Source organism: Halomonas sp. IOP_6, assembly GCF_021151565.1.
Taxonomy (GTDB): Bacteria; Pseudomonadota; Gammaproteobacteria; order Pseudomonadales; family Halomonadaceae; genus Vreelandella; species Vreelandella alkaliphila.
On the sequence record NZ_JAIRBO010000006.1, the window covers coordinates 61,679 to 82,615 of the forward strand.

Here is a 20,937-nt window from a genome sequence, read left to right on the forward strand (position 1 = left end):
TTACCCACCCTGGAAGTGGCGCTAGGCGGTTTTTTTGGCACGATTACCACGTTTTAACAACGGTGCCAGGAAATGCCCTGTATGGGAAACGCTCTGCTTGGCAATCTGTTCTGGTGTTCCTTCGGCAATAATTTGTCCACCACCGGAGCCACCTTCTGGGCCAAGATCAATAATCCAGTCAGCCGTTTTGATCACATCCAGGTTGTGCTCGATCACCACAATGGTATTGCCGTGATCACGTAAGCGGTGGAGTACCGTGAGTAGCTGGCGGATATCCTCAAAATGCAGGCCAGTGGTGGGCTCATCCAATATATAAAGCGTTTTCCCCGTGTCACGCTTGGCTAGCTCGCGGGCCAGTTTGACACGCTGCGCTTCACCGCCAGAAAGGGTTGTGGCACTTTGCCCTAGGCGGATATAGGAGAGGCCTACATCCAACAGGGTTTGCAAACGACGAGCGATAGCAGGCACTGGGCTGAAGAACTCCAGGGCGTCCTCTACCGTCATGGCCAGCACTTCGTGAATCGTTTTGCCTTTATAGTGGATATCCAACGTTTCGCGGTTGTAGCGTTTGCCTTTACACACATCGCAGGGCACATAAATATCTGGCAGGAAGTGCATCTCTACCTTGATCATGCCTTCGCCCTGGCACGCTTCGCAGCGGCCGCCTTTAACGTTAAAGCTGAACCGGCCTGGCTTGTAGCCTCGCGAACGCGCTTCCTGAGTGCCCGCAAACAGCTCACGAATCGGGGTGAAAATACCGGTATAGGTAGCTGGGTTTGAGCGCGGCGTACGACCGATAGGACTCTGGTCAATATCGATCACTTTATCGAGCTGATCAAGCCCCTCTACCTTCTCATAGGGAGCCGGGGTCAAGGTAGTGGCGCGGTTAAGCTCGCGGGCCGCGATCGGCATCAGGGTGCCGTTGATCAGCGTCGACTTGCCCGAGCCGGAAACCCCCGTGACGGCAATAAACAGCCCCAGCGGCAGGCTGAGCGTGACGTTTTGCAGGTTATTGCCCGTAGCGCCGCGCACCACCAACTGCTTTTCCGGATTGCCGGGAATGCGGTAGGGGGGCACAGCGATTTCCCGCGTTCCCGACAAGTACTGGCCGGTCAGCGAATTGGGGTTGTCCATCACGTCTTGAGGCGTGCCCTGAGCGACAATTTCGCCACCATGGACACCTGCACCAGGACCGATGTCGAGGACATGGTCCGCAGCGCGAATGGCGTCTTCGTCGTGCTCAACCACGATCACGGTGTTGCCCAGGTCGCGTAGGCGCTCCAGGGTTTTCAACAGGCGGTCGTTATCCCGCTGGTGCAGGCCGATGGAGGGCTCGTCCAGAATGTACATCACGCCCACCAGCCCCGCGCCAATTTGGCTGGCGAGGCGGATACGCTGGGCTTCGCCCCCCGAGAGCGTGTCAGCACTGCGCTCCAGGTTCAGGTAGTCGAGCCCTACGTTAACCAAAAACTCTAGCCGGGCATGAATTTCGTTAACGATTTTATCGGCAATCTCACCTTTGCGGCCCGGTAGGGAAAGCTCGGCAAAGTAGCGCCATGCCTCACCGATAGGCAAGTGCACAATATCGGCAATGTTATGGTCATCGACAAACACATGGCGTGACTCTTTGCGCAGCCGCGAGCCGCCACAGGTGGCGCAGGGCTGCACGGCGATATACTTGGCCAGGTCGTCACGCACCATATTGGATTCGGTTTCCCGATAGCGGCGCTGCATGTTGGGTAGTACGCCTTCAAAGGCGTGCTCGCGCGTTACCTTGCGGCCACGGTCACCCACATACACAAAGGGAATCTGTTCGCTGCCACTACCGTTTAAAATAATCTCACGCTCATGGCTGGCCAGCTCAACCCATGGCGTTTCAAGCTCAAACTGATAATGTTTAGCCAGCGCCTGCAGTTGGGTAAAGTAATAAATGTTGCGCCGATCCCAGCCTTTAATCACGCCTTCTGCTAACGATAGCTCGGGGTGGCTAATCAACTTGTCGGGGTCAAAATATTGCTGAACGCCTAAGCCATCACAGGTGGGGCAGGCTCCCGCCGGGTTGTTGAACGAAAACATCCGCGGCTCAAGCTCAGAAAGCGAATAGCCACACACCGGGCAGGCAAAGCGTGCCGAAAAGGCGAGGTCTTCCTGATCGCCATCCATAAAGTGGATCATCGCCGTGCCGTCGGCGAGATTAATTGCGGTTTCAAACGATTCTGCTAGACGTTGGGCAATATCATCGCGCACCTTAAAACGGTCAACCACCACGCTGATATCATGTTTTTTGCGCTTGTCGAGCGGGGCAATATCGTCAAGTTCAAGTACTTGCCCATCAATCTGAACCCTGACGAAGCCTTGAGCCCGAAGTTCTGCCAGTAGCTGCAGATGCTCCCCTTTCCGACCTTTTACCACCGGCGCCAGCAGCATCAATTTGGTGCCTTCGGCCAAGTTCATGACTTGGTCGACCATCTGGGAAATAGTTTGCGCTTCCAGTTCTTCGCCGTGTTCAGGGCAACGAGGTGTGCCTGCCCGGGCAAATAGTAGGCGCAAGTAGTCGTAAATCTCGGTAATCGTGCCGACGGTAGAACGGGGGTTGTGGGACGTGGATTTCTGCTCAATAGAGATCGCAGGCGAAAGCCCTTCGATGTGATCCACATCGGGCTTTTCCATCATCGAAAGGAACTGACGCGCATAGGTGGAAAGCGACTCCACATAGCGGCGTTGCCCCTCAGCGTAGAGCGTATCGAACGCCAGCGATGACTTACCTGAGCCGGATAGACCGGTAATGACGATAAGTTTGTCGCGGGGCAGCTCCACATCGATCTGCTTGAGGTTGTGGGTGCGTGCACCCCTGACCAGAATGCTGTCCATCAACACCTCGAATCGCGTGGCAAAAGTGTAATTATACGTTTGCTGTACCCCTCCCGGCAAAGCTCCATATTGATATGGGGTCAGCGCTTGGCGTTTCCAGCGTGGATACAAAGCGCTAGAATGGACGGTTATCTCGGGCTGTTCAGCCCCTTTATTGACCACAAGGGTATTATGCGCAAGGTTTCCGCACTGCTGCTGGCCACTGAACGCCGTGCAATCAGCGGCTTAGCCGGGCTTTATGCGTCTCGTATGCTGGGGTTGTTTATGGTGCTGCCGGTGTTGGCGCTTTACGCTGACACCTTAAGTGGCGCTACCCCATTGTTAATTGGTGTCGCATTAGGTGTCTATGGACTAACTCAGGCAACGCTACAGATCCCCTTTGGGCTGCTGTCAGACCGTATTGGTCGTAAGCGCGTTATTGCCATGGGCTTACTGATTTTTGCCGTAGGAAGCGTGGTCGCTGCTATGGCAGACTCCATTGGCGGGGTTATTTTGGGTCGCGCGCTGCAAGGCTGTGGTGCCGTTGCTGCAGCGATTATGGCGCTACTGGCCGACCAAACCCGTGAGCAGGTGCGGACGGCGGCGATGGCCACGATTGGGCTCTCCATTGGCGTGTCGTTTGCGATTGCCATGGTTCTTGGCCCCTGGCTGGCGGCTTGGGCGGGCCTAGCGGGCGTTTTTTGGTTTACGGCGCTGTTAACGCTCGTCGGTTTAGTGGTGCTTTGGCGATGGGTGCCGCCCGCACCACGCCGTTTGCGCCACCGCGATGTGGGGATGGATCGCCAGCAGTTTAAAAGTGTTATTACGCGCCCCGATTTATGGCGGCTAGATCTGTCGATTTTTTCGCTGCATCTGGTGTTAATGGCGATTTTTGTTGCTGTTCCTTTCCGTCTATTAAATGCAGGCGTCGCGATTGAGTATCACGGGCTGGCTTATCTAGCGATTATGGCGCTGTCGTTTATTGCTATGGTGCCGCTGGTGATCGTGGCCGAGAAATACCAGCGCATGAAATTAATATGCTTGCTGGCAATCGGCGCCATTGTCATTAGCTTGGGCAGCCTGGGGCTGCCATTCTCCCAAGAGAGCTGGCTGTTCGCATGGCTATTTGTTTTTTTTACAGGATTTAACTTGCTCGAAGCCACGCTGCCATCAATGCTCAGTAAGTTGGCACCCGCGGGTGCTAAAGGCACCGCGATGGGGGTGTACTCTACCAGCCAGTTTTTGGGTGCTTTTTTAGGAGGCACGCTGGGTGGCTTGTTGTCGAATCTATGGGGGCTTGATGCGGTGTTCTTCGGCTGTGCAGGGCTAGCGCTGCTGTGGTGGCTGGCGATGTGGCGTATGCCGTCACCACCGCCTCTCTCCAGTGAAGTCGTGGCACTACACGATACGCAGCCTGATGCATTAAATCTGTTGATGGAACATCTTGCTGATGTCGTGGGCGTGGAAGATGTAATGGTGGTGCCGGAGGAGCGCTTGATGTACCTGAAAGTGAATCGCAAAGAACTCGATCAAGCAGCGCTGACGAGATTGTTATCACCACCTAAGACGTAACGACCATCTCTGATCATTTGTACAGCAAGCGTTTACACCTCCAGGTTTAAACACATAGCGAAGCTTTTACACACATTTGCTGCATGGCATTCAGGCCTGTCAGCCGTATCAGTGATACCCTTGACGGCACTGGTATTGATATATGACCGATTATTGAAAGGAGCGACCTATGGCGCGCGGTATTAACAAAGTCATCTTGATTGGTAATCTGGGCCAAGACCCTGAAGTACGCTTTACGCCCTCAGGAACGGCGGTAGCAAACCTGAATTTGGCGACGTCTGACACCTGGATGGACCGCCAAAGCGGACAGCGCCAAGAGCGTACCGAGTGGCACCGCATTGTGTTGTTCAATAAAACCGCTGAGATTGCCCAGCAGTACCTAAAAAAGGGCTCTAAGGTATACATTGAAGGTCGCCTACAAACCCGTAAGTGGCAAGACCAAAATGGTCAAGATCGCTACAGCACGGAAATTGTGGCTAACGATATGCAGATGCTAGATAGCCGTGGCGGCGACTTCCAGGGTGGCGGAGCCCCTCAAGGTGGTTACGCACAAAATAACCCTGCGCAAGGTGCGCCGGCTCAGCAGCACTCAGCTCCTCAGCATGCGGTCCCTCAGGGGCATCAGGGTGGCGGTATGCCACAGCAGGGTGGTTATCCTCCCCAAGGTGGTGCTCCTCAAGGTAACTATGGCGGCGCGCCCCAGCCTGCTCGTGGACCACAACACAACCAGCCAGCCCCAGCTAATCAAAACAGCAATTATGGGGCCCCCGATCCAGGCAACTTCGATGATTTTGACGACGAAATTCCGTTCTGACCGCCTGAACTGAATATTTCGCCACATTCCTGGGGTTAGGTGAGAGGGAGGTTCTGTCTTGAAGCTGCTGATACTAGATGCGGGGCACTGCTTAAGTTTGGCATTAGCCCGAGAAGCCAGTCGTCGAACGGATACTGAGCTTGTTATTGAGCAGGGTACTACGATTACCTCCGCTCAACTCCAGGCGATAACACCTGATGCGGTGATTATTCCCCCATTAGCGCACCCGCTCAGTATGGCACCTGCCGATGTAATGGCACACGCTGATGCCGTTGATGTCTGCGTCGATGCATGCCAGGCACAAGGCATTGCGTTGGTGTGGTGTGTTTCAGACCAGCTTTACGAAGACGGTTTTGAAATCCCCATCGATGAACATGTGGTGCCTGCTCCCAGGGATGAGAGCCTGCGCCGCTTAGTGCAAGCGGGCGATCGTATTCGTGCTGAGTATCACCGACATCTCATTGTTCGCTTAGGCCCCTTGTTTGCGCTGGAAGGCAGCCATGCGTGGCTAAACGAAATAATCGACAGCTTGATGATTGGGCAGTCTGCTCGCGCCGCTGAGGATGTCATTTTTTGCCCTACGTCTGCCGATGCTGTCGCCATGGCGTTGATAGGCATGCTGCAGCAGCAAGTCTGTGGGGCCGATGCTTGGGGGGCTTACCACTTAGCGGGCACCGAGCCTGTCAGTGCGTTTACATTTACCTCAATGGTTCGCACCCAACTGGCAACCCATCTGGAAGGTCGCGGCGAAAGTGTCGCCCTTGGCGAAGTACAAGCACTTAATCATCACCATGATGCCAAGCTGCGGCGAGTCCTTAATTGCCGCCGTGTTCTTGATGTGTTTGGTGTTCACCAGAAGCCATGGCGGCTGGAGGTAGGACGAATGCTGGATGCGTGGTGTTTGAGGCGGGAACAACAGCAGGGCGAAGGGACAGGAGAGTTGGCTTGATCAATCTGGTTCGCAGCTTGGTTTTTTATGTGGGATATTTTTCTGCCATGCTGTTGATTGGCATTCTTTTTTTGCCAATTGCACCGTTTTTGCCGTTGGCTGCCCGTTATCGTTTGCTAAACCTCTATAACCATTTTTTGATGGCGTGGTTCAAAGTTGCGTGTGGCGTGCGATACGACATTCAGGGGCGAGAAAATATTCCGGCGGGCCCCTGTGTGATCCAGGCCAACCACCAATGTGAGTGGGAAACGGTATTTCTGCAGGTGATGAAGCCGCCCGTTTGCACGGTATTAAAGCAGGAGTTATTGCGACTGCCTATTTTTGGTTGGGGATTACGTCTGTTGCGGCCGATTAGTCTGGATCGCTCGAAGCCTGCCCGCGCTATGAAGCAGGTGTTGACGCAGGGTGTCGCGCGACTGGGAACGGGGCTTTCAGTGCTTATTTTTCCAGAGGGAACGCGTGTCGACCCAGGGGCCCGAAAGCGCTACAACAAGAGTGGTAGCGTGGTGGCCTGCCGAGCAGGCGTACCGGTACTGCCAGTGGCGCATAATGCTGGTGAGCGCTGGCCTGGTCGCCATTGGGTAAAGCGCCCCGGCGTGCTTCGGGTTCGTATTGGTGCGCCTATAGAAACTGCAGGCCGTACACCCGATGAGGTACTGGTTGATGTTGAAGCCTGGATTGAAGGGCAGTTGCAAGAGATTTCAGAGGTGCCTCGGCCAGCTTCTCGTTAAGTTAAGCAACCTTTCGATGAACATAAAAACGGCGCCTTAAGGCGCCGTTTTTATAGCGTATTGCACATGCACTGCATGACTAGGAATTAGCCATTAAAGCGCTGAAAAACCAAGCAAGCGTTAGTGCCGCCAAACCCAAAGCTGTTGGAGAGCACTCGGTCGATGGTAACGCCATCACGTCGCTCTCTAACGATGTCGAACCCATCTGCCTGCTCATCAAGATTCTCGATATTAGCTGAGGCAGCGACGAAGTCATTTTGCATCATTAGCAGCGAATAAATCGCTTCTTGAACGCCGGTTGCGCCTAACGAGTGGCCGGTAAGCGACTTGGTTGAGCTCATAGCAGGTGTGGTATTGCCAAACACTTCACGGATCGCCTTCAGCTCAGCCACATCGCCCACCGGCGTAGACGTGCCGTGGGTGTTAATATAATCAATATCACCCTTAACCGTCGCCATGGCCTGACGCATGCAACGCGTCGCACCTTCCCCGGAAGGGGCAACCATATCGTGGCCGTCGGAGGTGGCGCCGTAGCCCACCAATTCGCCGTATATCTTGGCGCCACGGGCTTTAGCATGCTCCAGCTCTTCAAGAACTAACATGCCACCGCCACCAGCAATGACAAACCCATCGCGTGCTTGATCATAAGGGCGAGAGGCTTTCTCTGGCGTATCGTTGTAATGAGTTGAAAGGGCGCCCATCGCATCAAATAAGCAAGAAAGGGTCCAGTGCTCTTCTTCGCCACCACCGGCAAACACGATATCCTGCTTACCAAGCTGGATTTGTTCCATCGCACTACCAATGCAGTGAGCAGACGTCGCACAGGCGGAGGAGATAGAAAAATTAACGCCTTTTATCTTAAATGGCGTTGCCAAGCATGCTGACACGGTGCTGCCCATCGTGCGGGTAACACGGTATGGCCCCACACGGCGTAGGCCTTTTTCGCGCATGACATCGGCTGCTTCTACCTGATTCGCACTGGATGCCCCGCCAGACCCGGCTATAAGCCCAGTCCGTTCGTTGGACACCTGCTCTTCAGAGAGCCCCGAATCCTCAATGGCTTGTGCCATAGATACATAGGCATACGCTGCCGCGTCGCCCATAAATCGGCGAAGTTTGCGGTCAATGAGAGAATCAAGGTCGATGTCGACGCTACCCGCGACATGGCTACGGAAGCCGCGTTCGGCGTACTCTTCCTTAAAACGAATACCGCTGCGCCCGTTTTTGAGCGCGTCTAAGACCTGTTGCTGGTCGTTGCCTAAGCACGATACGATGCCAAGGCCGGTGACTACCACTCGTCGCATGGGAGCCTCCTGTCAGAAATTCGCAGTGGAGGTGAATAGGCCAACGCGCAAATCATTAGCCTGGTATATATCGCGTCCGTCGACGGACACAGTGCCGTCGGCGATGCCTAGAATAAGTCGGCGGGTAATAATGCGCTTCACATTAATGTGATACGTTACTTTTTTCGCGTCGGGTAGAATCTGGCCGCTGAATTTAACGTCGCCACAGCCCAGTGCACGTCCACGGCCTGGGTGGCCAAGCCAACCCAGGTAGAAACCCACAAGCTGCCACATGGCATCTAGCCCCAAGCAGCCTGGCATGACTGGGTCACCGGGGAAGTGGCAATCAAAAAACCACAGGTCCGGAGTGATGTCCAGTTCGGCAATTAGCTCGCCTTTACCATGCACACCACCTTCTTCGTGAATGTGCATGATGCGATCGAGCATCAGCATGTTGGGTGCCGGAAGCTGTGCGTTTCCTGGGCCAAATAGCTCACCGCGCGAGCAGGCCAGTAGTTCTTCGCGATCAAAGGAATGTTGCTTGGTCACTGAATCGTTCCGAGTATCAAGATGGTAGTTGGGTCTAGTCTACTTCCCGAAACCTCTGAATGCACGTTGTTGGGCACTTATCGTGTTTTCTCTACAGCTTTTTACCTGTCTGCCGATAGAGGTTGTTAGTATTTCGTTATTTCAAATACGCGATTCTGCACAATAAACGCCCTATTGACGTAATATGGTGTATCCATGTTTTTTTGTTAAGCGGCATGATGCCAGATCTGTAACCCATGCCCTATTTGGCTCATTTATAGGACACACTAAACCGCCATGTGGCTGTCTGTTTCTCTTAATCGTCCGCTGGTGTGGTTGGCGCTAATAGCGCTGCCCGCTTGTGTGTGGGTGCCTGACTCGGCGTTACGTATGGTGGCGGCCAGCTTGGTTGCATTTGGCATGTGGGATGCTTGGAACCAAATACGCCAACAACATTTACGGCTACGTCTTTCGCAAGATGCAATAGGGTTGGCGAGTGACGCCATTGTCATCAGCGATGTGCATAACCGCGTCTTGACGGTCAACCCCGCCTTTACTCAAATTACCGGCTTCGAAAGCCAGGAAATGATTGGCCGTAAGCTAGAGACGTTGGCGGCTCAGCGTCACGATAAAGCGTTTTATCAGACGTTTTGGAGCACGTTAAAGGCGACTGGCCGTTGGGAGGGCGAGATGTGGAATCGCCGCAAGCACGGTGATGAGTACCCTGAGTGGCTAAAGGTCCGTGCGGTTACCGACAAGCGTGGCAAAATTACTCACTTTATCAGCCTCTTTACCGATATTTCCTCCCAAAAAGCACGCGAGCGTGATCTGCGCCGAATTGGTTATGAAGACCCGCTAACGGGATTGCCAAACCGGCGGCGCTTACACGATCTGATGTCCTCTCGGCTGCGCCATCTACGAGCAGGTGAAAGTTTGGATATGGCGTTGATTGATATTGATGGGCTCAAATCGGTGAATGACAGCTTAGGGGTCGAGCAGGGGGATCGTTTGTTAGCGCGCTTTGCCCAACGATTAACGGGTTATATGGCTGGCAGCGCAGTGGGTAGGCTGGGTGGTGATGAATTTATGGTGATTCGCACGACCACCTTTGATGACCATGATCAGTGGGTAGCGACCCTGCGTGAGCACATGAGCCGACCATTCGAAATAAAAGATCAATCGCTACGTCTGGGGTTAACGATTGGTAGCTGTCGTGCCCCTGAAGATGGCAGTGATTCCGGCGTGCTTTTTCAGCGGCTAGAGTCTGCCTTATACAGTGCCAAACGCTTAGGGCGTAATCTTAGCCAGCGGTTTCGCCCCGCGCTGGATAAACAAGATAATCCCCAGCTTGCTCTGGTGAGCGATTTGCGGGCCGCGTTGATATCCGGTGATCAGCTGGAGCTGCATTACCAAACGCAGCATCATCCAGGAACTGGCGATTTAGTGGGTATGGAAGCGCTGCTGCGCTGGCGTCACCCTGAGGATGGCATGATCTCTCCGGGCGATTTTATACCGCTTGCTGAACGTCATGGATTGATGGCCGAACTCGGTAGTTGGGTGATCGAAAAAGCCTGTGCCCAGCAGGCGCACTGGCAATACAGCGGTATGCCGAAAGTGACGGTATGGGTCAATATTTCTGCGCTGCAGCTTTTTCAGGGAGACCTAGAAACTCAGCTGTCTAGTTGTTTAGAACGCTACCAACTAAAAACGTCGCAAATTGGCTTGGAATTGACAGAATCTGTTTTGCTGGACGAGCGTGCCGGGGATATGGGGCCTCGCCTGCAGGCGCTGCGTAACCAAGGCTATGCGATTGCAATCGATGATTTTGGTACTGGCTATTCATCGCTTGGTTATTTGAAGCGATTGCCGGTAGATAAAATTAAGCTAGATCGTGCGTTTATTCGTGAACTGCCTCATGACCAAGCAGATGCCGCGATTGTCACGGCTGTGTTGGCGATGGCAGAGGGGATGGGACTGGAAGTGGTCGCCGAAGGCGTAGAAACTCAAGCGCAATGTCAGTTTCTGATTAACGCCGGTTGTACGTCAGTGCAAGGGTTCTATTTTGCTAGGCCCTTACCTGCTGCGGAGCTTGAGCAACGTTGGGTGCCGCGCATACTGGCTGAATCAATGCCTTCGTGAACGCTAAACGCCATGCTAGAAGCAAGTATTAATGAACGCCAGAAGCAGCGACTTTGTGGTTAGCGTAACGACTGATACACAAACACAGCGCCGCCCAAATAATGGCCTGTGCCGGTAGTAACCAGGGGGCTAAGCTAACGCCGGTGAGCGCTGCGCCGCCAACATAAGACAGTGGCCCGCTGACCGCACCGCAAACCGCCGCAATCATTGGGTATTGCCACAGCCAAGCAAGCGAGTGAAATACTAGTGTTGCAAACAGCGGCCACAACATCCAAAGCCACAGTGGCAGTAAACCAGCCACCAAGGTGTGTTCACCGAAGTCGAAACCTCCTGCCAAATGAAGGCCTCCGTCCAACGCTAACCCCAATAGCGCAAACACACCAATGAAACGCCATTCGCCGGGCTTGGCGCAGCGCCAGAAATGCCAGCCTAGCAGCGCACTTCCCATAATGGCAGCTACCCATGATCCCCCCAGAACGCACAGCAGCCAGCCCACTTCGAAGCGTAGTGCGTTGAACAGCAAGCTTTGCCAGCGTGGGCTAGCCATTTATAGTGCGCCCGTTAACGGCTCGGGTTTGGCGGCTGGTTTCGCTAGCAACAAGTGGCACGTACCAATAGAGCGCTCAATAAAGCCCCCCTCGCAGTAGCACAAATAGTAACGCCACATGCGAATAAACCGTTCGTCGTACCCTTGTTGCCTTATCTGCTCTAGGCTGGTTTCAAAACGATGGCGCCACTCGCGTAGGGTGCGGGCATAGTGCTGGCCAATTTCATCAAGCGCGACTACGTTCAGTGAGGTTTTGCGCATCACACTGGTTAGCATGGCGTGATGAGACGGCAAAAAACCACCGGGGAAAATATAGCGCTTAATAAAGTCCATATCCCGCTTGGCTTCTTCAAACCGTTGGTCTCGGATAGTGATGGCTTGCAGCATAGCCTGGCCATCGTCGGTCAGCAGGCTGTCGACCTTTTCAAGGTAGGTGTTCAAATACTGGTGGCCGACGGCTTCAATCATCTCAACAGAAATAAGTCGATCGTAGCGACCTGTCAGCTCACGATAATCCTGCTTTAACAGAGTGATTTTATCGTCGAGCCCCTCTTCTTTAATGCGACGGGCGGTATGGGCGTACTGCTCTTCAGAAATGGTGGTGGTAGTGACATGGCAGCCACGAGTTTTGGCGGCGTGTATTGCAAGACCACCCCAGCCAGTACCAATTTCTAGCAAGTGATGTTCTGGGCGTACATCTAGCTTTTCGAGCATGATATCGAGTTTGTAGGTAGACGCTTCTTCCAGGCTGGCTTCTGGATAAGGGAAAACAGCGCTCGAGTACATCCAGTGGCGTTGATCAAGAAACGTGGCAAAAAGGTCATTGCCAATATCGTAGTGTGCCGAGATATTACGCTTTGAACCGGAAAGGCTATTACGTTGGAAGCGATAGGCAGTGCCAAGCAGCCAGCGGGCGAAACGAGCGCTTCCGTTTTCCATTTTACCGTTTACGTGATCCAAATTGGCCGCAAACAAACGCACCAAGGCCACTAAGTCATCAGCATCCCAGTCGCCATCCATATAGGATTCAGCTGCGCCCACTGTGCCACCAAACGCGAGCCTTTTCCAGGCGCGGGAGTGACGAATCACGACGGTCACTTGAAGTGGCCCTTCTTGACCCAGGTGGTGACACTGGTTGCCTTCAATTAAGGTAATACGGCCACCCTGGAAGGCATCTAATTGAGTCATCAGGCGAGGCTTCAACCAGCGAGTGAAACGATCCTGGTTAACTGGTTGTATGTCAGGGGGCGTAGAACGCAGGGTTGTCATTTTGAAGTTTCCTTGCGCTTAGGGTGGTTATAAACGGGGATGCGCTTCAGCCAGAGGCGAAACGCTTCAAAATGAATTCCCGCCACTGTTTTCAGGCTCATCCAGGGCTGACGTGCAAGCGTTGCTAATAGAACGCCGCGTGTCGCTGGCGCAGCCTCTAACGTGAGCGTGGCGTCGAAATGACGCTGCCCGCTTTGCCAGTTTTCCATGTGCAGATAGAGCTGATCGCCGGGTGCATTGAGCTTCCAACGGTAGGTCATTTCCATGGGGTTAAACGGCGATACATGCATGGCTTTGTCAAAGCTTGCATGATGGCTATGACGAGCAGGGTCGATCCGACAGGCATAGCAGGTACGCTCTTTCCAGGGCATATTAGTGACTTCACCAACGACAGCCGCCAGCCTGCCAAGATGGTCATAGGCGTAGTACATCGAAACAGGATTGAAGACAGTGCCAAAGGTGCGTAATTGGGTCAGTACGTAAATCTTGCCACTGGGGGCACTACCCAACTGACGAACTAGCTCCTCGCGTACCGCTGTACGCAATGGCTTATCAATAGGACCGAGATAATCTTCGCGACGAAAGCGTGCTAGTGCTGGCCTTCGGGCGCTAAAGCAAGGCACATTGTCAAACAGGGTCGGCAACTCATCCAAGTCGAGCCACGCCATCCAAACGCGGTAGCTGAAAGCGTGCTCCTTAGGAGTGAAGCGACGATGGCGCAAGGTGCCGCGGTAAATACGCGAGCGAGGCGCGGTAATCATCCGAGACCCTCCCCAACGCTGTTAGTGGGCATAAGGTCATGAGCCGGGAGTGCTGTGGGCGTTGTTGGCGGCGCAGCGGCTTCATCACAACCTAGTGCTTGGGCAACCCGCAGCGCGCTCCATACCCCATCTTCGTGAAAACCATTGCGCCAGTAAGCACCGCAGAAGTGAGTACGCCGAGCAACCGAGGATATCTCGTCATGACGCATTTGCGCTGCCTGTCCTGCCAGTGTGAATTGGGGGTGGGCATAGGTATAACGTCCGAGCACTTTCGCAGGGTCAATGCTGTTTGAGTCGTTAAGCGTGACGCAAAAAGTAGTCTCGGCCTCTTTCAATCGCTGCAAAATATTCATGTTGTAGGTAACAGACACCCGCTCGTCTGCTCCTCTGCCATCTAAGCGGTAGTTCCAGCTAGCCCAGGCGCGCTGCCGCCGGGGCAGCAGCGAGGTATCGGTATGCAGCACTACCTCGTTATCTTGATAAGGCATGGCGGCAAGAATGTCTTGCTCAGCGGGTGTCGGGTCGCCGAGCATCGCTAGTGCCTGATCGGCGTGGCAAGCCAGCACGACATGATCAAATCGTTGTGTGCCTTGTGCCGTGGTGATCATTACGCCGGTGGCGTTTCGCTTAATGCGCGTTACAGGCGTATTCAGATGAATGCGCGCTGCGTATGGCGCTGTCATGCTGGGGATGTAGCGTTTCGAGCCGCCAACTAAGGTGTGCCATTGAGGGCGGTGGTTAACCGACAGCAAGCCGTGATTGCGGAAAAAACGCACGAAGAACGTCAGTGGAAAGGCGCGTAGATCGCCAATGCTCGCTGACCAAATAGCGGCTCCCATGGGCAGCAGATAACGTCGCTGAAAAGCTTCACCGTAGCCATGTTGGTCAAGGTATTGGCCTAGCGTTGTGTCGCTAGGAAGGCGCTTGGCCTCTAAGTCAGCCGTTGCTTGTTTGTTAAAGCGCAAGATGTCGCGTAACAGACGATAAAAAGCGGGGCTAAGCAAGTTGCGCCGCTGGGCAAACAGCGAGCCTAGCGTATGGCCGTTATATTCAAAATCAACATCGGTTTCATGCACCGAAAAACTCATTTCGGTGGCTTGGCTAGGCACTTCGAGCGTTTCTAGTAAGCGTTGGAAATGGGGATAGGTCCAGTCATTGAAAACAATAAAGCCCGTGTCGATAGCGTAGGACTTCCCCCCGACCTCCACGTCCATCGTGGCCGTGTGCCCGCCAAGACGCCCGTCTGCTTCAAACAGAGTGACTTCATGCTGGGAGGATAAGTACCAACCCGCTGCCATGCCGCTAATACCGCTGCCGATAATTGCGATACGCTGTGAAGCTATGCCACTCATTGTTGCTCCTCTTGACGTCTTGTCATGCGTAGGCCGATATGACGACGCAGCGCAGGCGGTAAAATTCCTAAACATTTCACCAGATAGGTGAAGCGACGTGGAAAGTGAATATCCAACTTTCCTTTGACAAGACCGGCAATGATGGCATCGGCCGCTTGTTCCGCGGTGACTTGCATGGGCATTGGAAAATCATTGCGATCGGTCAAGGGGGTTTTAACAAAGCCTGGGTGAATGACGCTGACATCAATGCCTTCTTGATCGAGGTCGAGACGTAATGACTCCAAAAAGTAACTGATAGCCGCTTTTGAGGCGCCATAGGCTTCGGCTCTGGGCAGCGGTAAATAGGCAGATGCGCTAGAGGTGGCGGCTAGGCGAGCAGGTTTACCCTCTTTGCGAGCAGCTCTTAATAATGGCAGGGCTGCTTCCACGCCATACAGGGTACCAAACAGGTTTGGAGTGAAAACCCGCTCAATCAGCGCCATATCAAAATGCTGCGCGTCTAGATATTCGCAGGTGCCTGCATTGAATAAGGCAATATCCAGTGCGCCCAGCCATGTGCTGATCTGTTCACCCGCTGCAATCACTGCTTGGTGGTCGCTGATATCAACGGGGAGCGAATAAGCATTGGGATGACCGTCACATAAATCATCGAGCGCCTCTTGGTTTCGAGCACTAAGCACAACATGGTGACCTTGGGCGATGAGCTTTGTGGCAAGCGCTTCACCAATGCCTGACGTAGCACCTGTGAGCCAAATGCGTTGGGGCGTTTTCCATGTGCTCATCATGCTCTCCTGTAATGGCCTGTTAGCATGCAACCTGTATGCAAATAAACGGCATATATCAGCGAATGCGCCGTTTTAACCAACGTATAACACGTCCCATGACTGGTAAGTGTTCATACAACATGGCGCCTGCATCGAAATAGTCGCAGTGCTTTGAAACCCGACCATCCTCTGCAAATGTTAGGGCACTGCATCCCGCGACACGGATCAGTTTTCCCTGGGCTAGTCGGGGATGAACGAACTCCATTGTCCACGTTACAAATGCTTGATTAACCACCTGTTGTTGCGTGTGATAAGTAAATTGGCAACGTTCAACATTTTCGTACATGGTGGCGAAATAGCGCTCTAGCGCCGACCGTCCTTCAATGTGATGTAGCGGATCGTTGAAGACAACTTCCTCAGTATATACCTCGTATAGTTTTTCTGTACAGGTATTGTCTAGTTTATTAAAAAAGGCGCAGAAGTTCGCCAAAGCTTGATCGTTAGGCATCACGCAGTCCTGTGGTGGTTAAGAAAAATAAGCAAGCGATGAAGCGAGGAGCCGTCAGTGGGTCGATTTGCATCGCCTTAACTTTGCATCGCCTTAACATAGGCGATGCAAAAGAGGGGGGCTGTTATTTAGAAAGCGCTTTAAAAGCATCCAGGGCACGCTGGCGCGCTGCTTTATGGTCAACGATAGGGGCAGGGTAACCCGTTGGGTTTAGCATGTCTTGGGGGGGCGCATGACGAGCTTTTTTAGGCAGCGGTTTTAACTCGGGCAGCCAATGGGCAATAAATTCACCCTCTGGATCAAAGCGCGTTGACTGGGTAGTGGGGTTAAAAATACGAAAATAGGGCGCTGCATCCGTTCCTGTTGATGCCGCCCACTGCCAACCGCCATTATTGGCGCAAAACTCACCGTCGATTAAATGGCGCATAAAAAATGCCTCACCGCGCCGCCAGTCAATCAGCAAGTGCTTACTTAAAAACATCGCGGTGATCATGCGCAGGCGGTTGTGCATCCAGCCCGTAGTCACTAGCTGGCGCATGGCCGCATCGACAATCGGATAGCCGGTACGGCCCTCACACCACGCTTGAAAGCCTTTGTCATCGTCACGCCAGCGGAGCTGCTTGGTGTGCTCTTGAAAAGGTTGGTGACGGCAAACTTGGGGAAAGCCTACCGCTACGTGCTGATAAAATTCACGCCAAATAAGCTCATTTACCCAGGTGGTCAGCCCCGCATCACCATCGGCCAGGTGGCCACCATTTTCGCTCATCACGGCTTGAAGGCATTGGCGGTAGGAGATCATGCCCAGCGCCAGATAGGGCGAAAGTTCGCTGGTGCCGCGAACGCTTGGAAAGTCTCGCTGCTGGTTATAGTGCCGTCCACGAAAGCGTAAAAAACGTTCGAGATTGTCACTAGCCGCCTCTTCTCCAGCAGGCCATAGGCGTTTATCAACGGGGTCATTATCCAGCGATGGAAGTGCGGGCAGTGGGTCGCTATCGATCTCTAGCGGAGATTGCACGCCTGGTGTATCACGTAAGGCAAGTTGCTGTGCAGTCACCTGCTTGTGCCAAGCTTTCGAAAACGGTGTAAATACGCCGTAATAATCGCCTTTTCCGGTCAACAAACTGCCAGGGGCGAAGGCTACGGCATCATGGTGACCCTGCGCGGCGATCCCTGCTTGTTTAAAAGCATCAAGCACCGACTGATCGCGGTGTTGCTCGTTCAGCGCATATTCATAGTTAAAGTGGAGTTGAGTAATTTGGTACTCGTGGGCGATATCGAGCAATACCTGAGCCGCTTCGTTATAGTGATCAATATCACGATGCAAAAGTGGAATATTAAGCCCGTTAAGCGACGCTTTGATCGCCGCAACACTGCGTGCCCAGAAATCGAGTTTAGTCGCCCCGTGGCCATGTGTTTGCCATTGAGCCACGCTGCGTAAGAAAACGGCCACCACAGGGCCGTTGGCAACTGCAGCGGCAAGCGCGGAGTTATCGTGAATGCGTAAGTCGCTACGCAGCCAAACGAGCTGCAGATTCATGCGATATCCTTATCATCGGTAACGTTAAATAGCATCCGATATCTCAGAGAATTCCCGATTCGCGCAACAAGGGGCGAAGTCGTGAAATGGCTTGCGGCAGGTCGTCGCCTAACATCTGCACCGGACCGTCACGCAGCTCATTTTCTCTTAATCGTGCCACTTCCCCACACACCCCAATAGGAACATTTAGCGCTTCTGCGGCCTGGGGAAGTGCGCGACCAATGTAGTCGTCGCTTTCTCGCTGGCCGCTGGAAAGCAGTATCATCGATGAGTGCAATCGGGATACGGCTTGAGGAAGATCCTCCAGCGCTAATGAACGGTCAAACAGTTGTACGCGGTAGCCTTGTTCGCTGGCCATTAGCGCACACATTAAAACCCATAGCGGGCCAGGGTCATCAGGCATCGCACTTAGCAGGATTAACGGGCCGCGCGTTGCCTGATTGGCATAGTGCAGGCGAATGCCTACCTGGCTACGCAGAAAGGCTTCAAGGGTGCGGCGCACAAGGTCATCGGGCTGGCTGGCCCATTTGGCTTCCAGCGTAAGAATAACGGGCTGCCAGAGCTCATTAATCGCGACGCTTAATGGATATAGCGCCAGACTCTGGTGGTACAGCGCTTCCAGCTTGGGAAGGTCGACCGCTTCTATGGTGGACTGCAACAAATGCCGTTGACTTGCCCAGTCGCCAGTATTCGGCGATGGTGTTTCTACCGTCTCAGGTTGATCAAGTAAGTCAATCACTTGGCTCACTGGAACGCCGCGGTTTAGCCATTGTAAAATGCGTTCAATGCGAGTGATATCGTCTTGCGCGTATAGACGATGGCCCTTGGGGGTGCGTTGTGGACGAATTAAACCGTAGCGACGCTCCCAGGCACGAAGAGTGACCGAGTTCACACCCGTCAAGCGGGAAACTTCCCTAATCGGATAAAGCGGGGTATCGGGTGGGTGGGTCGCCTTGATGCTCATGGGCGCCATTGCCTCTTGGTTGCCTGCAAATAAGCGTGCAGGGATCTGTCAATAATTGTCGTGGCGATGCTTCAGCGCCTGACCGGCGGTTTGGCCACATAATCGGGTCGTTATTAATCGTATAGATAGCTAAACGCTATTATAGCCACCTTTGTACAACTTGTGGCTTCTGGGTACAACCTTTCCTGTAGGTGTGGAAAAGTTAAGTTTAGTTTCTAATTTCAGACCGACCGGCCTAATAGGGCCTGGCCCAGCTCATCACCTGATAACCAGGCATCCTCGACACGACTACCTTTAAAGCTATCACCACAGAGTGCTAGGCCACTTGTACTGTATAAGTATGTCTGATGACCTGCCTGTGCTGGCTGAGCATAGCGCCAGCGGTGCGCACCGAGTTCAATGACATTCGGTAGCTCTACATCATCGGGCAGCAGCGATACAAATGCTGCGAGCAATTGTTGGGCGACACTTTCACTGCCACTCTCAATATGTACATCGCTCCAATCCAACTGAGCAAGCAAGCTTATACTTTCCGGCTGATGTTCACGGCCAGGCTTGGTGTGATTGCGTGACGCTAGACGAAGCACCGGATGCTGTGTGTGAACGGTGTGCCACGCTGATGTTACCTTCGCCATGGGGGGTAATGGCTCCTCGAAAATAACCCAACCTGCCCAGCATCCACGCTGGGGCTTTGCCTCACAGGCAGCCGCCAGTGTCGGTTCCCACTCTGCTAATAATGCCTTGGCCTGGGGCGGCGGGGCAGTGATAACCACCACGTCAAAAGGCCCGTGTATTGAGCCGCGGGTATCGTGGAGCTGCCAGCCCGCAGCCGTCTTATCAAACGTTGTAATGTGGGTTTCAAGCGTAATGGAGGCATTAGGTAATGCGTTAAGTGTATCGGCTAGATGACGGGTGACGGCACTCATACGGGGCGCGCCGGTATAACGTAGCTGATCGTCATTGTGTGTTTGCCAGCCGGATGCACTAGCCTGATAACGAGCTGTGGGCCAACTGGCGACACAACCAGCGGCTTGCCACTCGGCTACTTTATTGGCGAATCGTTGATTGCGTACAGTGAACGCTTGAGCACCTAGGTCCAGCGTCGCTGAGGGACGTCGCTTGCTGGACATACGGCCGCCAGGGCCGCGCGCTTTATCAAACAACGCCACCTTAACTCCCTGAGTGGCAAGTTGCTGCCCACAGGCAAGGCCAGACAGACCTGCACCGATAATTGCCACTGAGTGAGCGTCGGAAAGTGTTAAAGACTCAGGCAATGATTCAAGCATAGGAACTCGCAACGGCTAATGAAATGTGCAATGGTCAGCATGTAGCATTTGTGTATAGATATCGTACAATAAAATATTATGCAATGATCATTTAGCTGACGGCTATTCCCAGCTTTGCAGTTCAGCGTCGACGCGGGCATACGCTAGCCATCTTAACCAACCATAGGAGTGACACCATGCGGGTATTAATCACCGGAGGTAGCGGCTTTGTTGGTCAGCGGCTCTGCCAACAACTTCTCACCCAAGGGCATGATGTGCAGGTGGTTTCCCGGGCCCCGTATCAGGTGCGTGGTAGGTTGCCAAAAGCCTGCGATATTCGTGATAGCGCTCAGGCATTTATGGACACCCCTCCGGAGGTGTTGGTGAACCTTGCCGGTGAATCGATTGCTGCAAAGCGCTGGAGTAATAGCCAAAAAGAGACACTAATTCGCTCTCGTATCGACAGTACGCAGCAACTGATTACGCTTTGTGAGCAGCTCGAAGCCAACGGGCAAGCGTTACCCAGCGTGATGATTAGCGGCTCTGCGATGGGCTATTACGGCGATCAAGGCGACAAGGTGGTGGATGAAACAACGCCGCCAAACGATGAGTTTGCTCATCAGCTTTGTGCGCAGTGGGAAGCAGCGGCAAAACCGATTGAGGCGATGGGCGTTCGCTTAGCGATACTGCGTATTGGTTTAGTGCTTGAGGCAGGGGGCGGTACGCTGCAGAAGATGCTGCCACCCTTTAAGCTCGGACTTGGGGGGCGTTTTGGAAGCGGCGCACAGTTTATGCCCTGGATTCATCGTGATGATCTTGTGGCAGCGATTATGTTTCTGATGAACGAATCAACGCTTTCAGGCGCGTTTAATGGCAGTGCGCCGCACCCAGTGACGAATGCTGAGTTCACGAAAACGTTGGCTAAGCAGCTTCACCGGCCGGCGATTTTCCCCGTGCCCGCTTTTGTACTGAAAGCGGGCTTCGGAGAAATGTCGCAGCTGTTGCTGACCGGGGCCGATATGCGCCCTGCACGCCTTACCGAGGCTGGATTTACCTTTCAGTACCCGACCCTTGATAAGGCGTTAGAGGCGATTCTTTAGTCTT

General features: G+C 53.6%; 18 protein-coding genes. 6 read left to right on the forward strand and 12 right to left on the reverse strand.

Going from position 1 to position 20,937, the window contains the following annotated elements:
• Positions 1 to 21: 21 nt before the first annotated feature.
• On the reverse strand, positions 22 to 2,871 hold the full coding sequence (gene uvrA, locus K7H08_RS12295; RefSeq protein ID WP_231658125.1) for an excinuclease ABC subunit UvrA: 2,850 nt from the start codon (positions 2,869 to 2,871) through the stop codon (positions 22 to 24).
• Positions 2,872 to 3,042: 171 nt separating this feature from the next.
• Here uvrA and K7H08_RS12300 point away from each other — a divergent pair, with 171 nt between their 5' ends.
• From K7H08_RS12300 to K7H08_RS12315, 4 genes are all read left to right on the forward strand, one after another.
• Complete coding sequence (locus K7H08_RS12300; protein WP_038486465.1) at positions 3,043 to 4,422, forward strand: MFS transporter; 1,380 nt, start codon at positions 3,043 to 3,045, stop codon at positions 4,420 to 4,422.
• Positions 4,423 to 4,591: 169 nt separating this feature from the next.
• Complete coding sequence (locus tag K7H08_RS12305) at positions 4,592 to 5,236, forward strand: single-stranded DNA-binding protein (RefSeq protein ID WP_231658127.1); 645 nt, start codon at positions 4,592 to 4,594, stop codon at positions 5,234 to 5,236.
• A 58-nt stretch (positions 5,237 to 5,294) separates the two neighbouring features.
• The gene (locus K7H08_RS12310; protein WP_038480276.1) at positions 5,295 to 6,185 is read left to right on the forward strand and encodes a sugar nucleotide-binding protein; all 891 of its coding nucleotides are present in this window, start codon (positions 5,295 to 5,297) and stop codon (positions 6,183 to 6,185) included.
• Entirely contained in the window at positions 6,182 to 6,916 is a 735-nt protein-coding gene (locus K7H08_RS12315; RefSeq protein ID WP_231658129.1) for a lysophospholipid acyltransferase family protein, read from the forward strand. The genes K7H08_RS12310 and K7H08_RS12315 overlap by 4 nt, the downstream gene beginning before the upstream one ends.
• Positions 6,917 to 7,002: 86 nt before the next feature.
• Here the strand turns inward: K7H08_RS12315 and fabB are convergent, their stop codons facing one another.
• Together fabB and fabA are read right to left on the reverse strand one after the other, a co-directional pair.
• Positions 7,003 to 8,220, reverse strand: a complete 1,218-nt coding sequence (gene fabB / locus K7H08_RS12320) for a beta-ketoacyl-ACP synthase I (RefSeq protein WP_038480282.1) — start codon at positions 8,218 to 8,220, stop codon at positions 7,003 to 7,005.
• Positions 8,221 to 8,232: 12 nt separating this feature from the next.
• A complete protein-coding gene (gene fabA, locus K7H08_RS12325) occupies positions 8,233 to 8,748 on the reverse strand; it encodes a 3-hydroxyacyl-[acyl-carrier-protein] dehydratase FabA (protein ID WP_038480285.1) in 516 nt (171 codons plus the stop codon).
• A gap of 276 nt (positions 8,749 to 9,024) precedes the next feature.
• Between fabA and K7H08_RS12330 the strand changes: the two genes are divergently transcribed.
• A complete protein-coding gene (locus K7H08_RS12330; RefSeq protein ID WP_038480288.1) occupies positions 9,025 to 10,866 on the forward strand; it encodes a putative bifunctional diguanylate cyclase/phosphodiesterase in 1,842 nt (613 codons plus the stop codon).
• Positions 10,867 to 10,894: 28 nt separating this feature from the next.
• On the opposite strand, the gene K7H08_RS12335 is transcribed toward K7H08_RS12330, so the two are convergent.
• From K7H08_RS12335 to K7H08_RS12375, 9 genes are all read right to left on the reverse strand, one after another.
• Positions 10,895 to 11,413 carry a DUF2878 family protein gene (locus K7H08_RS12335; RefSeq protein WP_231658131.1) on the reverse strand — a complete coding sequence of 173 codons (519 nt, stop codon included), beginning with the start codon at positions 11,411 to 11,413 and terminating at the stop codon, positions 10,895 to 10,897.
• Entirely contained in the window at positions 11,414 to 12,682 is a 1,269-nt protein-coding gene (locus tag K7H08_RS12340) for an SAM-dependent methyltransferase (RefSeq protein WP_231658132.1), read from the reverse strand.
• Positions 12,679 to 13,443, reverse strand: coding sequence for a DUF1365 domain-containing protein (locus K7H08_RS12345; protein WP_038480296.1), 765 nt, complete (start codon positions 13,441 to 13,443; stop codon positions 12,679 to 12,681). Before K7H08_RS12345 ends, K7H08_RS12340 begins: the two co-directional genes overlap by 4 nt.
• Positions 13,440 to 14,795 (reverse strand): NAD(P)/FAD-dependent oxidoreductase, encoded by a 1,356-nt coding sequence (locus K7H08_RS12350; protein WP_231658133.1) that lies wholly within the window; start codon positions 14,793 to 14,795, stop codon positions 13,440 to 13,442. The genes K7H08_RS12345 and K7H08_RS12350 overlap by 4 nt, the downstream gene beginning before the upstream one ends.
• Positions 14,792 to 15,577: an SDR family NAD(P)-dependent oxidoreductase gene (locus K7H08_RS12355; RefSeq protein WP_038480302.1), complete on the reverse strand. Its 786-nt coding sequence runs from the start codon at positions 15,575 to 15,577 to the stop codon at positions 14,792 to 14,794. Before K7H08_RS12355 ends, K7H08_RS12350 begins: the two co-directional genes overlap by 4 nt.
• 58 nt (positions 15,578 to 15,635) lie before the next feature.
• On the reverse strand, positions 15,636 to 16,067 hold the full coding sequence (locus K7H08_RS12360) for a nuclear transport factor 2 family protein (RefSeq protein WP_038480304.1): 432 nt from the start codon (positions 16,065 to 16,067) through the stop codon (positions 15,636 to 15,638).
• 124 nt (positions 16,068 to 16,191) lie between these two features.
• Positions 16,192 to 17,604: a deoxyribodipyrimidine photo-lyase gene (gene phrB / locus K7H08_RS12365; RefSeq protein ID WP_231658136.1), complete on the reverse strand. Its 1,413-nt coding sequence runs from the start codon at positions 17,602 to 17,604 to the stop codon at positions 16,192 to 16,194.
• 43 nt (positions 17,605 to 17,647) lie between these two features.
• The gene (locus tag K7H08_RS12370) at positions 17,648 to 18,568 is read right to left on the reverse strand and encodes a MerR family transcriptional regulator (protein WP_231658137.1); all 921 of its coding nucleotides are present in this window, start codon (positions 18,566 to 18,568) and stop codon (positions 17,648 to 17,650) included.
• Positions 18,569 to 18,789: 221 nt separating this feature from the next.
• Complete coding sequence (locus tag K7H08_RS12375; RefSeq protein WP_231658139.1) at positions 18,790 to 19,854, reverse strand: NAD(P)/FAD-dependent oxidoreductase; 1,065 nt, start codon at positions 19,852 to 19,854, stop codon at positions 18,790 to 18,792.
• A gap of 176 nt (positions 19,855 to 20,030) precedes the next feature.
• On the opposite strand from K7H08_RS12375, the gene K7H08_RS12380 reads away from it, so the two are divergent.
• Complete coding sequence (locus K7H08_RS12380) at positions 20,031 to 20,933, forward strand: TIGR01777 family oxidoreductase (protein WP_038480314.1); 903 nt, start codon at positions 20,031 to 20,033, stop codon at positions 20,931 to 20,933.
• The last annotated feature ends 4 nt before the right edge of the window (positions 20,934 to 20,937 follow it).

Coding starts and splice junctions, on each gene's coding strand:
- uvrA (WP_231658125.1), bottom strand. CDS start 2,871: ATGGACAGCATTCTGGTCAGGGGTGCACGCACCCACAACCTCAAGCAG.
- K7H08_RS12330 (WP_038480288.1), top strand. CDS start 9,025: ATGTGGCTGTCTGTTTCTCTTAATCGTCCGCTGGTGTGGTTGGCGCTA.
- K7H08_RS12300 (WP_038486465.1), top strand. CDS start 3,043: ATGCGCAAGGTTTCCGCACTGCTGCTGGCCACTGAACGCCGTGCAATC.
- K7H08_RS12375 (WP_231658139.1), bottom strand. CDS start 19,854: ATGCTTGAATCATTGCCTGAGTCTTTAACACTTTCCGACGCTCACTCA.
- K7H08_RS12370 (WP_231658137.1), bottom strand. CDS start 18,568: ATGAGCATCAAGGCGACCCACCCACCCGATACCCCGCTTTATCCGATT.
- K7H08_RS12335 (WP_231658131.1), bottom strand. CDS start 11,413: ATGGCTAGCCCACGCTGGCAAAGCTTGCTGTTCAACGCACTACGCTTC.
- K7H08_RS12350 (WP_231658133.1), bottom strand. CDS start 14,795: ATGAGTGGCATAGCTTCACAGCGTATCGCAATTATCGGCAGCGGTATT.
- fabB (WP_038480282.1), bottom strand. CDS start 8,220: ATGCGACGAGTGGTAGTCACCGGCCTTGGCATCGTATCGTGCTTAGGC.
- K7H08_RS12380 (WP_038480314.1), top strand. CDS start 20,031: ATGCGGGTATTAATCACCGGAGGTAGCGGCTTTGTTGGTCAGCGGCTC.
- K7H08_RS12355 (WP_038480302.1), bottom strand. CDS start 15,577: ATGAGCACATGGAAAACGCCCCAACGCATTTGGCTCACAGGTGCTACG.
- phrB (WP_231658136.1), bottom strand. CDS start 17,604: ATGAATCTGCAGCTCGTTTGGCTGCGTAGCGACTTACGCATTCACGAT.
- K7H08_RS12340 (WP_231658132.1), bottom strand. CDS start 12,682: ATGACAACCCTGCGTTCTACGCCCCCTGACATACAACCAGTTAACCAG.
- K7H08_RS12360 (WP_038480304.1), bottom strand. CDS start 16,067: ATGCCTAACGATCAAGCTTTGGCGAACTTCTGCGCCTTTTTTAATAAA.
- K7H08_RS12345 (WP_038480296.1), bottom strand. CDS start 13,443: ATGATTACCGCGCCTCGCTCGCGTATTTACCGCGGCACCTTGCGCCAT.
- K7H08_RS12305 (WP_231658127.1), top strand. CDS start 4,592: ATGGCGCGCGGTATTAACAAAGTCATCTTGATTGGTAATCTGGGCCAA.